We start from the raw sequence: 14,304 nt of genomic DNA on the forward strand, positions 1-14,304 counted from the left end.
GGCTATTTGCCGATGCAGAAACTGGAAAAGATCCGCCCCAACAAATCATCGGAGCTGAATGCGCCGGTGATTTCCCCCAAGAGCTGCTGCGCCTGTCGCAGATCCTCTGCCAGCAGCTCTCCCGCCCCCGCTAGGGTCAGCTGCGCACGACCGTGTTCCAACGCCGCGCTCGCATGGCGCAACGCCTCCAAATGCCTGCGGCGTGCACTGAAGCTGCTTTCCGAGGTCTGTTCGTAGCCCATGCAGGCCTTGAGGTGCTCACGCAGCAATTCCAGGCCCTCACCCGCCGATTTGGCGCTCAAGCTGATCGTGACATGCCCGTCCTCACTGGTTTCAAGGGCGATTGCTTCACCTGTCAGGTCGGCCTTGTTACGAATCAGAGTGACTTTGGCTGGGTCCGGGCGTTGCTCGAGGAATTCAGGCCACAGTGCAAAAGGGTCCACAGCTTCCGGTGCCGTGGCATCAACTACCAGCAACACCCGATCTGCTTCGCTGATAGCCTTGAGCGCACGTTCCACGCCGATTTTTTCCACTTGGTCATCGGTGTCGCGTAAGCCGGCAGTGTCGACCACGTGCAGCGGCATGCCGTCGATGTGGATATGTTCGCGCAGGATATCCCGGGTAGTGCCGGCAATCTCGGTGACAATCGCCGCCTCGCGTCCTGCCAGGGCATTGAGCAGGCTGGATTTACCGGCATTGGGCCGGCCGGCAATCACCACTGTCATGCCATCGCGCAACAGCGCGCCCTGCCCGGCTTCACGCAGCACTGTGGATAATTCCTCGCGGACTTTATCCAACATGGCTAAGACGTGGCCATCGGCGAGGAAGTCGATTTCTTCTTCCGGAAAATCAATTGCCGCTTCGACGTAAATACGCAGACTGATCAGTTGCTCGGTCAAGTTATGCACACGCAGGGAAAAAGCGCCCTGCAACGAGCGTAATGCGTTGCGCGCAGCCTGGGCAGAACTGGCTTCGATCAAATCGGCGATGGCTTCGGCCTGGGCCAGGTCGAGCTTATCGTTCAAAAACGCGCGTTCGCTGAATTCCCCAGGTCGCGCCAAGCGGCAACCCAGTTGCAGGCAGCGCTGCAAGAGCATATCCAGCACGACAGGGCCGCCATGGCCCTGTAACTCCAGAACGTCTTCTCCAGTGAAGGAGTTCGGCCCAGGGAAGTAGATAGCCAACCCTTCATCCAATACGCTTTGGTCGGCATCCAGGAATTGGCCGTAATGGGCATAGCGCGGTTTCAGCTCTCGGCCACTGATAGCCTTGGCTGCTACACCCGCAAGCGGCCCGGAAATTCGAACGATACCCACACCGCCTCGACCTTGAGCGGTGGCCACAGCAGCGATGGTTTCACGGGGAGCACTCATCAGCAGGTTCCAGAACAAAAGTGACGGAAAGCAAAACGCCCCACTAGGGGGCGTCTTGAGTGGTTATCCACAGAGTAAATTACGCCTCGGCTTTTTTGGTAGCCGCTTCGATTTTACGTGTGATGTACCACTGTTGAGAGATCGACAACACGTTGTTGACCACCCAGTACAGTACCAAGCCGGCTGGGAACCACAGGAAGAAGAAAGTGAAGATGATTGGCATCATTTTCATTACCTTGGCCTGCATCGGATCCGGCGGGGTTGGGTTCAGGCGCTGCTGGATGAACATGGTCGCGCCCATGATGATCGGCAGGATAAAGAACGGGTCTTTGATCGACAGATCAGTTATCCACAGCATGAACGGCGCCTGGCGCATTTCCACGCTTTCCAGGAGTACCCAGTACAGCGACAGGAATACCGGCATCTGCACCAGAATCGGCAAGCATCCACCCAGCGGGTTGATCTTCTCTTTCTTGTACAGCTCCATCATGGCCTGCGACATTTTCTGCCGGTCGTCACCATGTTGTTCTTTCAATGCGGCCAATTTCGGGGCCACGGCACGCATACGCGCCATCGATTTGTAGCTGGCAGCCGACAGAGGGAAGAAGATCCCCTTGATCAGCATGGTCAGGAAGATGATCGACCAGCCCCAGTTACCGACGATGCTGTGGATATGTTGCAGCAGCCAGAAGATCGGCTGGGCAATGAACCACAGAATGCCGTAATCGACAGTCAGTTCCAGGCCTGGGGATAACTCTTTCAGGACGGCCTGGCTCTTCGGGCCGGCGTACAGCGTAGCGCTGGTTTCGGCCTTGGCACCCGGAGCGACGTTCAACGCCGGGCCAGTAAAACCAATGATGTAGTTGCCTTGGCTGTCTTTACGGGTCTGAACCAGGTTGGCTTCACCCTTGTTCGGGATCCACGCGGTCACGAAGTAGTGTTGCAACCAGGCAACCCAGCCGCCTTGCACGGTTTCTTTCAGCGAACCCTTGTCGATATCTTTCATCGACACTTTTTTGTACGGCTCGCCACTTGTCCACAGGGCTGCGCCCAGGTAAGTCGCGGTGCCGGTGGCAGTGCTGGAAGAAGGATCGGAGCTGCCATCACGCTTGAGCTGAGCAAACAGGTTGCCACTCCAAGGCTTGTCGCTTTCGTTGTCGATCAGGTAAGTGACCTTCAAGTCGTACAAACCACGGGTAAAGCTGAAACGCTTGATGTAGTTGACGCCGTCGAGGCTGAATTTCAGGTCGACGTTCAACTGGTTCTGGCCGTCAACCAGTTGATAAGTCTTCTGTTCGGTCGAATAAACCGGACGACCGGTAGCACGTGCATCCGGACCGTTGGTGCCGGTCAGGCCACTTTGTGCCAGATAAACACGCTCGCCACCGTTATCAAACAGTTGGAACGGAACATCCGGATGGTCTTGGCGACGTGGATACAGCGGCAGTTTCAACTGCGCGATATCGCCACCTTGCGGGTCGATAGCCAGGTCGAGCACATCCGTTTTCACGTGGATGAGGTCTTTGTTGGTGACCACTGGCGTTTCTAAAGGGGCGCTGGTCTCGCCATTCGCGCTGGGAACATCGGCACTCGCGGACGCATTATTATTACCCAGCGGGGCGTCCGGAATAGCCGGCGCGGCCTGATTGGTAGCAACATTCTGAGTCGGCAGGGCAGCCTGGCCGTAGTCCTGGTTCCACTTAAGAACCATGACGTAGGACACGATTGCCAGGGCGACGATCAGGATCGTGCGTTTAATATCCATGATTACTCGGCCATCGAAGAAGAACGGGAGGTAGGGATAGGTGGAACCGGGTCATAACCACCGGGATTCCACGGATGACAGCGACCTAAACGACGAAAGGTCAGCCAGCCACCGCGCAGAAGACCATGATTTTCTATGGCCTCTAACGCGTAGCAGGAACAGCTGGGGTAGAAACGACAGTGGCTGGCCATCAGGGGACTAATGGCATAGCGATAAAACTGGATCGGAACGATTGCCAGTTTACGCATCAAGACTGTCTACCCCTACAGTTTCGGTGCTGACTGCTGGTGCTGGCTTGTGGGTACGCGCCAAACGTTTCCAGAGCTTGCCGAAATGCTGAATCAATTCGGGGTTTTCTACATCACCCAAGCCTTTGCGCGCGACGATAACAATATCCCAACCAACCAGAGTGTCCTGGTGGAGGCGAAACGATTCGCGCATCAGACGCTTGAGGCGATTGCGCTCAACGGAGAGCTTTACGCTCTTCTTGCCGATCACCAACCCTAGACGAGGGTGATCAAGATCGTTGTTACGCGCAAGGAGCAGGAGATTTTTCCCCGGAACCTTGCCGGTGGGGGAGTCAAAGACTGCCTTGAAATGCCGGGGGGTTAGCAGACGCTTTTCCCGACTGAAGTCCTGACTCACCACCAGTACCGGATTATCAAACTGCCAGACGCGCACGACCTTTGGCGCGGCGACGCGACAGGACAGCACGGCCGTTCTTGGTAGCCATGCGAGCACGGAAGCCGTGAGTACGGGCGCGTTTGATGGTGCTTGGTTGGAAAGTACGTTTCATGGCGTTGTTACCTGGTTCGTCCACAACGGGCCGGAATGGCCCCCGTTTTAAGAGACCGGCGATTCTAGAGAAAGCAAGCCTCTAGGTCAATTTCCAACCAGCTTTTCCTTTAATTAGTTCTTCATGGCGTCACGACGCACTTCGGGTCGTCCGGCTTCCATCAGCCTTGCGTTAGATATAAAAATAAAGAAGGAAGTTATTTAAAGCTTTTCTGTAAAGCTTATAAAAGCTAGGCCCTCGATCTTCTGTGGATAACTACCTTTAGCCCTTGTTCTACGTGATGTACAGAGAATGACAACACGGGGGAGAAGCGGTGCTCTGCCTGTGCTGCGCTGTCGGATAAGCTGTGCGTGGAATGGGTTGTTATCCACAGGCCAGTTACCCACAGAGTTTCGACCCCACTTGTACAACGAGCTCAGGGTGGCTTATCCACAGAGCTTATGCACAGACCATTGGTCGCCTTTTTTGCAGTTAAGACGTTGATTTTGGCTGGGCTGTGAGCAACCTACATGTGGATAAGTGGGCGGCTGGCCGCTACAATGGCGGCTGTTTTTGCCTCACCGGCTTTCAACTTAGGGGATATCCGTGTCAGTGGAACTTTGGCAGCAGTGCGTGGAGCTTTTGCGCGATGAGCTGCCTGCCCAGCAATTCAACACCTGGATCCGTCCGCTACAGGTCGAAGCCGAAGGCGACGAGTTGCGTGTCTACGCACCCAATCGTTTTGTTCTCGACTGGGTCAACGAGAAGTACCTGAGCCGCGTTCTCGAATTGCTCGATGAACATGGCAACGGCCTCGCGCCCGTGCTCTCCTTATTAATAGGCAGCAAACGTAGCTCGGTACCACGGGCCGCGCCGAATGCGCCTTTGGCTGCCGCGGCGTCGCAAGCCCAGGCCGCAGCGGCGCCGGTTGCCGCTTCCCCGGTGCCTGCGGCGACGCCTTCCAAATCCTCAGCGCAAAAAAATGCGCCAGAGAATGAAGAGCCATCCCGTGACAGCTTCGACCCGATGGCGGGTGCCAGCTCCCAGCAGGCGCCGATCCGCGCCGAACAGCGCACTGTTCAGGTTGAAGGTGCGCTCAAGCACACCAGCTACCTGAACCGCACCTTCACCTTTGAAAACTTCGTCGAAGGTAAGTCGAACCAGCTGGCTCGGGCGGCCGCCTGGCAGGTCGCCGATAATCCCAAGCACGGGTACAACCCGCTCTTCCTTTATGGGGGCGTTGGCTTGGGTAAGACGCACTTGATGCACGCCGTGGGTAACCACCTGTTAAAGAAGAACCCGAATGCCAAGGTCGTGTACCTGCACTCGGAGCGCTTCGTGGCGGATATGGTCAAGGCCTTGCAGCTCAATGCAATCAACGAATTCAAGCGCTTCTACCGTTCCGTTGACGCCTTGCTGATCGATGACATTCAGTTTTTCGCGCGCAAGGAACGCTCCCAGGAGGAGTTTTTCCATACCTTCAACGCCCTGCTTGAAGGTGGACAGCAGGTCATCTTGACCAGTGACCGTTACCCGAAGGAAATCGAGGGCCTTGAGGAACGTTTGAAGTCGCGCTTCGGTTGGGGCCTGACCGTTGCGGTGGAACCGCCGGAGCTGGAAACCCGCGTCGCGATCCTGATGAAGAAGGCCGACCAGGCCAAAGTCGACCTGCCCCACGACGCCGCGTTCTTCATTGCCCAACGTATTCGTTCCAACGTGCGTGAGCTGGAGGGCGCGCTCAAGCGGGTCATCGCTCACTCGCACTTCATGGGCCGCGATATCACCATCGAGTTGATTCGCGAATCCTTGAAAGACCTGTTGGCCTTGCAGGACAAACTGGTGAGTGTGGATAACATCCAGCGCACCGTGGCCGAGTACTACAAGATCAAGATTTCCGACCTGCTGTCCAAGCGTCGGTCGCGCTCGGTTGCGCGCCCCCGTCAGGTAGCCATGGCTCTCTCCAAGGAGTTGACCAACCACAGCCTGCCGGAAATCGGTGATGTATTTGGCGGACGCGACCACACCACGGTCCTGCACGCATGCCGCAAGATCAACGAACTTAAGGAATCCGACGCGGATATTCGCGAGGACTACAAGAACCTGCTGCGTACACTGACTACGTGATGACACCAGCGCAGCTTATTGAGGCAAGGGACTAGACCATGCATTTCACCATTCAACGCGAAGCCCTGTTGAAACCCCTGCAACTGGTCGCAGGCGTCGTCGAGCGCCGACAGACCTTGCCGGTGCTTTCCAACGTATTACTGGTGGTCGAAGGCCAGCAGTTGTCCTTGACCGGCACCGACCTGGAAGTCGAGCTGGTGGGGCGCGTACAGCTCGAAGAGCCCGCCGAACCCGGCGAGATCACCGTGCCGGCGCGCAAGCTGATGGATATCTGCAAAAGCCTGCCGAACGACGCGTTGATTGATATCAAGGTCGATGAGCAAAAGCTGGTGGTCAAGGCTGGTCGCAGCCGTTTTACCCTTTCGACCTTGCCGGCCAATGATTTCCCTACCGTGGAAGAAGGCCCGGGCTCGCTGACCTGCAGCCTGGAGCAGAGCAAGCTGCGTCGCTTGATCGAGCGCACCAGCTTCGCCATGGCCCAGCAGGACGTGCGTTACTACCTCAACGGCATGCTGCTGGAAGTGTCGGAAGGCATCATCCGTGCCGTGGCCACTGATGGCCACCGCCTGGCGATGTGCTCGATGCGCGCCGATATCGGCCAGCCGGATCGCCACCAGGTGATCGTGCCGCGCAAAGGTATCCTCGAATTGGCCCGCCTGCTCACCGAGCCGGACGGCAACGTAAGCATCGTGTTGGGGCAGCATCACATCCGCGCAACCACTGGCGAGTTCACCTTCACTTCCAAGCTGGTTGACGGCAAGTTCCCGGATTACGAACGCGTGTTGCCTAAAGGTGGTGACAAGCTGGTAATCGGTGATCGCCAGGCGCTGCGTGAGGCGTTCAGCCGTACTGCCATTCTGTCGAACGAAAAGTACCGCGGTATTCGCCTGCAACTGGCCAACGGCCAATTGAAAATCCAGGCCAACAACCCGGAACAGGAAGAGGCGGAAGAAGAAGTCGGCGTCGACTACAACGGCGGTTCACTGGAAATCGGCTTCAACGTGAGCTACTTGTTGGACGTATTGGGGGTGATGACGACTGAACAGGTTCGCCTGATTCTGTCTGACTCCAACAGCAGCGCCCTGGTGCAAGAATCCGACAACGACGACTCGGCTTACGTTGTCATGCCGATGCGCCTGTAACCATGTTCAGCAGAAGCTAGATGTCCCTCAGTCGCGTCTCGGTCACCGCGGTGCGCAATCTGCACCCGGTGACTTTCTCCCCTTCCCCTCGCATCAATATCCTCCATGGCGCCAACGGCAGTGGCAAAACCAGCGTGCTGGAAGCGATCCACTTGTTGGGGCTTGCTCGTTCTTTCCGCAGTGCGCGCCTGCTACCCGTAATTCAATACGAACAATTGGCTTGCACAGTGTTTGGCCAAGTTGAACTGGCTGAAGGCGGTCATAGCAGCCTGGGGATATCCCGTGATCGCGGCGGTGAGTTTCAAATCCGAATTGACGGCCAAAATGCTCGCAGCGCAGCGCAATTGGCGGAAATATTGCCACTGCAGCTAATCAACCCAGACAGTTTTCGATTGTTGGAAGGCGCACCGAAAATTCGGCGGCAATTCCTCGATTGGGGCGTGTTCCACGTGGAACCACGCTTTATGGCCACCTGGCAGCGCCTGCAGAAGGCCCTGCGGCAGCGGAACTCATGGCTGCGGCATGGTACACTTGACGCCGCTTCACAAGCAGCCTGGGACCGGGAACTGTGCCTGGCCAGTGATGAAATAGATGAGTACCGTCGTGCCTATATCAAAGCCTTGAAACCAGTCTTTGAGCAGACCTTGAGCGAGTTGTTGGATCTCGAGGGGCTGACGCTGAGTTACTACCGCGGTTGGGACAAAGAGCGCGAGCTGAGCGCAGTGCTCGCCACCTCCTTGCAGCGGGATCAGCAAATTGGCCACACCCAGGCCGGACCCCAACGCGCTGACTTGCGCCTTAGATTAGGCGCACACAATGCTGCGGATATCTTGTCCCGCGGCCAGCAGAAATTGGTGGTCTGTGCATTGCGTATCGCGCAGGGGCATCTGGTTAGCCAGGCCCGTCGCGGCCAGTGTATTTATCTGGTGGATGACTTGCCGTCGGAACTCGACGAGCAGCACCGCCGTTCGCTATGCCGCTTGTTGGAAGACTTACGCTGCCAAGTGTTTATCACTTGTGTAGACCACGAATTATTGAGGGAAGGCTGGCAGACGGAAACGCCAGTCGCTTTGTTCCACGTGGAACAAGGCCGTATCACCCAGACCCACGACCATCGGGAGTGAAGGCATGAGCGAAGAAAACACGTACGACTCGACCAGCATTAAAGTGCTGAAAGGTTTGGATGCCGTACGCAAACGTCCCGGTATGTACATTGGCGACACCGATGATGGTAGCGGTCTGCACCACATGGTGTTCGAGGTGGTCGATAACTCCATCGACGAAGCTCTGGCCGGTCACTGCGACGACATCAGCATTATCATCCACCCGGATGAGTCTATTACCGTGCGTGACAACGGTCGTGGCATCCCGGTAGACGTACACAAAGAAGAAGGCGTTTCTGCGGCAGAGGTCATCATGACCGTGCTCCACGCCGGCGGTAAGTTCGACGACAACTCCTATAAAGTATCCGGTGGTTTGCACGGTGTAGGTGTGTCGGTAGTGAACGCGCTGTCCGAAGAGTTGATTCTCACCGTTCGCCGCAGCGGCAAGATCTGGGAACAGACCTATGTCCACGGTGTGCCGCAGGAGCCGATGAAAATCGTTGGCGACAGTGAAACCACGGGCACCCAGATCCACTTCAAGCCATCGGCTGAAACCTTCAAGAACATCCACTTCAGCTGGGACATCCTGGCCAAGCGGATTCGTGAACTGTCCTTCCTCAACTCCGGTGTCGGTATCGTCCTCAAGGATGAACGCAGCGGCAAGGAAGAACTGTTCAAGTACGAAGGCGGCCTGCGTGCATTCGTTGAATACCTGAACACCAACAAGACTGCGGTCAACCAGGTGTTCCACTTCAACATCCAGCGTGAAGATGGCATCGGCGTGGAAATCGCCTTGCAGTGGAACGACAGCTTCAACGAAAACCTGTTGTGCTTCACCAACAACATTCCGCAGCGCGATGGCGGTACTCACTTGGTGGGTTTCCGTTCTGCGCTGACGCGTAACCTGAACACCTACATTGAAGCGGAAGGCCTGGCGAAGAAGCATAAAGTCGCCACCACCGGTGACGACGCCCGTGAAGGTTTGACCGCGATCATCTCGGTCAAGGTGCCGGATCCGAAGTTCAGCTCCCAGACCAAAGACAAGCTGGTGTCTTCCGAAGTGAAGACCGCTGTTGAACAGGAAATGGGCAAGTACTTCTCCGACTTCCTGTTGGAAAACCCGAACGAAGCCAAGCTGGTCGTTGGCAAGATGATCGATGCTGCCCGTGCCCGTGAAGCCGCACGTAAAGCCCGTGAGATGACCCGTCGTAAAGGCGCGTTGGATATCGCCGGCTTGCCAGGCAAACTGGCTGACTGCCAGGAGAAGGACCCTGCCCTCTCCGAACTGTACCTGGTGGAAGGTGACTCTGCTGGCGGTTCCGCCAAGCAGGGTCGCAACCGTCGCACCCAGGCCATCCTGCCGTTGAAGGGTAAGATCCTCAACGTCGAGAAGGCTCGTTTCGACAAGATGATTTCCTCCCAGGAAGTCGGCACCTTGATCACAGCGCTGGGCTGCGGTATTGGCCGTGACGAGTACAACATCGACAAGCTGCGCTACCACAACATCATCATCATGACCGATGCTGACGTCGACGGTTCGCACATCCGTACCCTGCTGCTGACCTTCTTCTTCCGTCAATTGCCTGAGCTGATCGAGCGTGGCTATATCTACATCGCCCAGCCGCCGTTGTACAAAGTCAAAAAAGGCAAGCAAGAGCAATACATCAAAGACGACGACGCCATGGAAGAGTACATGACGCAGTCGGCCCTGGAAGACGCCAGCCTGCACCTGAACGACGAAGCCCCGGGTATCTCCGGTGAGGCGCTTGAACGCCTGGTCAACGACTTCCGCATGGTAATGAAGACGCTCAAGCGTTTGTCGCGCCTGTACCCTCAGGAGCTGACCGAGCACTTCATCTACCTGCCTTCCGTGAGCCTGGAACAGTTGGGTGACCATGCACACATGCAGGATTGGCTGGCCCAGTACGAAGTGCGCCTGCGTACCGTCGAGAAGTCTGGCCTGGTGTACAAAGCCAGTCTGCGCGAAGACCGTGAACGTAACGTCTGGCTGCCAGAGGTCGAACTGATCTCCCACGGCTTATCGAACTACGTCACCTTCAACCGCGACTTCTTCGGCAGCAACGATTACAAGACGGTAGTTACCCTCGGTGCGCAGCTGAGCACGCTGCTGGACGACGGTGCTTATATTCAACGTGGTGAGCGTAAGAAGGCAGTCAAGGAGTTCAAGGAAGCATTGGACTGGTTGATGACTGAAAGCACCAAGCGCCATACCATCCAGCGATACAAAGGTCTGGGCGAGATGAACCCGGATCAGCTGTGGGAAACCACCATGGACCCGGCTCAGCGTCGCATGCTGCGCGTGACCATCGAAGACGCCATTGGCGCAGACCAGATCTTCAACACCCTGATGGGTGACGCGGTCGAGCCTCGCCGTGACTTCATCGAGAGCAATGCTTTGGCGGTGTCTAACCTGGACTTCTGATCAGGTAAATCGGCTAAAACCAAAAAGGCCAACGCTTAGCGTTGGCCTTTTTTATTGGGTGCATTCTGAAAATGCTCCACGTGGAACATCACGAAATTTAACTTTGGGAGTTCGTTGCCACACTCTCCAACCGATACCCGTACCCATAAATCGTCAACAGTTGCCAACCGCGATCCGCCGTCAGTCCCAGCTTATTGCGCAGACGGTAGATGTGCGTATCCAAAGGCCGCGAAGAAACCATTTCTTCGTGGCTCCAGAATCGCTCATACAGGTACTCGCGAGACAGCGGTCGGGCCAAATTGGCGAACAGGCAACTGGCAAGGCGGTATTCCCGTTCCGTCAGGTTGATAGGTTTGCCTGCGCGGGTTACGGTCAATTCAGCATCGTCGAAGGTCAGATCGTTGAAACTCTGCACTTCCTGAGTAGCCGACTTCTGCAGGCCATGGCGCCGCAAGACAGCACTGACTCGGGCTTTGAGTTCATTAGGTCGAAAGGGCTTGCTGACGTAATCGTCCGCACCGCTATTTAACGCTGTGACGATATCGCTCTCCGCATCACGACTGGTGAGCATGATGACAGCGGGAGGGGATTCCATATGTTCGCGGGTCCAGCGCAACAGTGCGATCCCCGAGATATCCGGCAGTTGCCAATCGAGTATCAGCAGGTCAAAGGTTTCCCGACGCAGTTGGCGCAGCAGGTCCTCACCGCGTTCAAAGACGTGCAGGGACCAAGGCTGTTCCGCTTGGCTGGGAATCTGTCGCAGTGTCTGTTCCACCCGTCTCAATTCGGCGGGCTCGTCATCCAGTATTGCGACACGCATGGGTGGGTCCTTCCTACAAAAATACAAGAGCTTGAATGGGGGGCACTGCTGTGCAAATGCCGGCCTCTGAATCTGAATAATTATGGACGGAATCTACGCTTCGGTAATCTCTCGATACGCTGATATCAAAGGGCTGTTAACTTGACGCGCTCTCGATGCTCAAAGGAAAGATACCGGCTCCTGTATATAAGGAAAAGGCGCGGTGCCGATAGCCTCCCTGGTACATCTGTTTGGCGGGCCTGCACAAAGCCCTGCAATGAGACCGAAATAGGCTTCACTTGTTTCAGAGCATCGTACGCGCTTCATCATAACCACCTGACAGGGAACCTGGGCCTATGACAGCTTTACCTGCAAACCATCATCGCTTTTGCCTGAGTGAGGCGGTAGCCCTGTGAAACTATGGCGCAAAGCCGAGAAACGCCAACCCACCCGAGCGCAGCTGTTATTTCATGGGCTGGTGCGGGAGTGGCTGCTGATCGGCTTGGTACTGCTGCCCTTCACCGTGTACTTGTCCTTGAGCCCAGGCCTGGCCCTCAATAACCCGCTCTACGATAGCTTGCGTCGGCTTGCACCTTTGCCGGTAGATCCTCGGATCCTGCTGGTGACCATTGACGCCCCCAGCCTTGAAGCACTCGGCCCATGGCCTTGGCCGCGCAGCGTGCATGCCGACCTGATTGGACGCCTGAGTGCCGCCCAGCCTGCAGCCATCCTGTTTGATGTCATTTTCAGTGAGTCCGGCAAGGAAGCCGATGGCCAGCGATTGGCCGACGCCGTGTGTAAAGCCGGGAATGTATTGCTGCCTATCATCGGTGATAGCAGCGGGAGCCCGAGCCCGCCGCAAGAACCGTTATCGCCATTACTCAAATGCGCCAAGGGGGTCGGGCATATCAACGTCGAGGCGGATAACGACGGCGTGGTGCGCAGTGTTTATCTGCGTGAAGGCCCCCCCGGAAGTACGCTTCCGCAATTGGCCTGGCTGGCATTCACTCTGAGTGGACAAGCCCCGACCATGCCTGGATTGCCTCAAGCGCCCAGCAATGTGCGATGGCACCAGGAGCACGAGATTCGTGTTCCATTCACCTCCGAGGCCGAGCACTTTCCAAGTGTCTCCTATGTCAGCGTATTACGCGGTGAAGTACCTCCAGAGTCACTGCGTGGTCGGCTGATTCTGATAGGTGCCACGGCCTATGGGATGGCCGATCGTTTCGTGACGCCGCTCTCCTCCACCGTTGGTACTACAGCTGGTGTGGAGATCCAAGCCGACGTGCTCAATGGCTTATTGCAGGGCCGCAGCATTGTCGACTTGCCCGGATGGCTGGCCGCGCTGTTGGCAACATCATTGGTAACGCTGCTGCTGGGTCTTTTGCTTTATCGCCCACGTTACGCCCTGTGGATGACCTTGGCAGGCATGGCCGCCGCGTTGCTGGGGTCTTGGGCATTGTTGCGCTTGGGGCACTGGTGGTCTCCTGCGGCCTGCCTGATTGGTTTGTTGCTCAGTTATCTGATTTGGAACTGGCGACGCCTGAGCGTGATCCTCGCCTACTTTGGCTGGGAATTGGCCCGCCTGGATAACGAACCGAAGGTGCTTCCTGAACGTCGCCGTGCGCCTGCCAGTAAGGGCGACGTACTGCAGGGACGGATCTTTGCCCTTGAGCAAGCCGTCAGCCGCACGCGAGATACACGGCGCTTCATGGCCGACGGACTCGAATGCCTGCCGGTCGCGACGCTGATCACCGATCCCCAGGGCAATATTCTGTTGGCCAACCGGGTGGCCCGTGACGTATTCGGCAATGACCTGGTCGGCGAAAACCTCGTCGAACAACTCGCCGATTTGGGTTATCCCCCGCTGCACAACGGCGTACGCCCTGCCCTGTCAGTACTGGAACTGGTGGAGTTCCGCGACATCCACCAACGCAGTCTGCGCATGGAGCTTGCACCTTTGCTTCCCGCCGAAGGTGATTTTGCCCTCGGCTGGTTGCTCAGCCTGACTGATCTGAGCAAGGAGCGCGAAGCCCAGCAGCACCGCGAGACGATGTTGCGTTTCCTTTCCCATGACCTGCGCGCACCGCATTCGGCAATCCTCGCCCTGCTGGACGTGCATAACGGCGAATCGACGGTCTTTGCCCAGATCGAGCAGCAGGTCCGCCGGGCCTTGAGCCTTACCGAATCCTTTGTGCAATTGGCCAAGGCCGAGGCTGACGGGTATCAGTTCCAACCGACCCTGTTCGCCATGCTGGTGATGGATGCCTTTGATCAGGTAGCGGTGATTGCGCACCTCAAGGGCATTCATCTGGTCCACGATCTGGATGAGGCCGATGAGGCCATGGTCTACGCCGACCAATCACTGCTTACGCGGGCGTTGTTCAATGTGCTGGAGAACGCGATCAAATATTCCCCATCCGGTACTACCGTCAGACTGAGGCATGCCAGCGCACAAGGTTGGTTAGAATGCCGTATCAGCGACCAGGGGCCGGGGATTGCACCTAAGGATTTACCGGAGCTGTTCAGTCAATACCGGCGTTTCGATTCCGCCCAGGGCAGTGACGGTCTTGGGCTTGGCCTGAGCATGGTCAAAGCCGTGGTAGAACGGCATGGCGGGCGCATCGTTTGTGAAAGTGCACAAGGCAAAGGCTCCACGTTCATCCTGCAACTGCCGCAGTTGGACGATTGAAAAACGGAATTTCCTGCTGTGCATAAAAAACCGGTCACAAGGACCGGTTTTTTTATGAAGAAAAAACTTATGCACGTTTTTCCTGATT

The 14,304-nt window shown here is 56.7% G+C and carries 11 protein-coding genes; 5 read left to right on the forward strand and 6 right to left on the reverse strand.

The annotated features are described in order from the left end of the window. Nucleotides 1–2 precede the first annotated feature (2 nt). The 5 genes from mnmE to rpmH all read right to left on the reverse strand — a co-directional run bounded on the left by mnmE (nt 3) and on the right by rpmH (nt 3,934). On the reverse strand, nt 3–1,373 hold the full coding sequence (gene mnmE / locus BLU48_RS28435; protein WP_057023239.1) for a tRNA uridine-5-carboxymethylaminomethyl(34) synthesis GTPase MnmE: 1,371 nt from the start codon (nt 1,371–1,373) through the stop codon (nt 3–5). Nucleotides 1,374–1,452: 79 nt separating this feature from the next. Then, nucleotides 1,453–3,138, reverse strand: coding sequence for a membrane protein insertase YidC (gene yidC / locus BLU48_RS28440; protein WP_057023238.1), 1,686 nt, complete (start codon nt 3,136–3,138; stop codon nt 1,453–1,455). Nucleotides 3,139–3,140: 2 nt separating this feature from the next. Continuing rightward, nucleotides 3,141–3,386: a membrane protein insertion efficiency factor YidD gene (gene yidD, locus BLU48_RS28445; protein WP_019816912.1), complete on the reverse strand. Its 246-nt coding sequence runs from the start codon at nt 3,384–3,386 to the stop codon at nt 3,141–3,143. Continuing rightward, complete coding sequence (gene rnpA, locus BLU48_RS28450) at nt 3,379–3,786, reverse strand: ribonuclease P protein component (RefSeq protein ID WP_020302575.1); 408 nt, start codon at nt 3,784–3,786, stop codon at nt 3,379–3,381. The genes yidD and rnpA overlap by 8 nt, the downstream gene beginning before the upstream one ends. A gap of 13 nt (nt 3,787–3,799) precedes the next feature. Beyond that, complete coding sequence (gene rpmH / locus BLU48_RS28455) at nt 3,800–3,934, reverse strand: 50S ribosomal protein L34 (RefSeq protein WP_003213577.1); 135 nt, start codon at nt 3,932–3,934, stop codon at nt 3,800–3,802. A gap of 585 nt (nt 3,935–4,519) precedes the next feature. Here rpmH and dnaA point away from each other — a divergent pair. The 4 genes from dnaA to gyrB are packed head-to-tail and all read left to right on the forward strand — an operon-like array spanning nt 4,520 to nt 10,725. After that, nucleotides 4,520–6,037, forward strand: coding sequence for a chromosomal replication initiator protein DnaA (gene dnaA, locus BLU48_RS28460; protein ID WP_046070216.1), 1,518 nt, complete (start codon nt 4,520–4,522; stop codon nt 6,035–6,037). Between the two features lie 38 nt (nt 6,038–6,075). Then, nucleotides 6,076–7,179 carry a DNA polymerase III subunit beta gene (gene dnaN, locus BLU48_RS28465; protein WP_005783345.1) on the forward strand — a complete coding sequence of 368 codons (1,104 nt, stop codon included), beginning with the start codon at nt 6,076–6,078 and terminating at the stop codon, nt 7,177–7,179. A gap of 20 nt (nt 7,180–7,199) precedes the next feature. Continuing rightward, nucleotides 7,200–8,303, forward strand: a complete 1,104-nt coding sequence (gene recF / locus BLU48_RS28470; RefSeq protein WP_003187251.1) for a DNA replication/repair protein RecF — start codon at nt 7,200–7,202, stop codon at nt 8,301–8,303. A gap of 4 nt (nt 8,304–8,307) precedes the next feature. Next, nucleotides 8,308–10,725, forward strand: a complete 2,418-nt coding sequence (gyrB, locus tag BLU48_RS28475; protein ID WP_043048232.1) for a DNA topoisomerase (ATP-hydrolyzing) subunit B — start codon at nt 8,308–8,310, stop codon at nt 10,723–10,725. Nucleotides 10,726–10,822: 97 nt separating this feature from the next. Here the strand turns inward: gyrB and BLU48_RS28480 are convergent, their stop codons facing one another. After that, on the reverse strand, nt 10,823–11,545 hold the full coding sequence (locus BLU48_RS28480; RefSeq protein ID WP_057023237.1) for a response regulator transcription factor: 723 nt from the start codon (nt 11,543–11,545) through the stop codon (nt 10,823–10,825). A gap of 391 nt (nt 11,546–11,936) precedes the next feature. Between BLU48_RS28480 and BLU48_RS28485 the strand changes: the two genes are divergently transcribed. Beyond that, nucleotides 11,937–14,216: a CHASE2 domain-containing protein gene (locus tag BLU48_RS28485; RefSeq protein WP_057023236.1), complete on the forward strand. Its 2,280-nt coding sequence runs from the start codon at nt 11,937–11,939 to the stop codon at nt 14,214–14,216. Nucleotides 14,217–14,304 lie beyond the last annotated feature (88 nt).

It is taken from the genome of Pseudomonas synxantha (assembly GCF_900105675.1).
Taxonomy (GTDB): Bacteria; Pseudomonadota; Gammaproteobacteria; order Pseudomonadales; family Pseudomonadaceae; genus Aquipseudomonas; species Aquipseudomonas synxantha.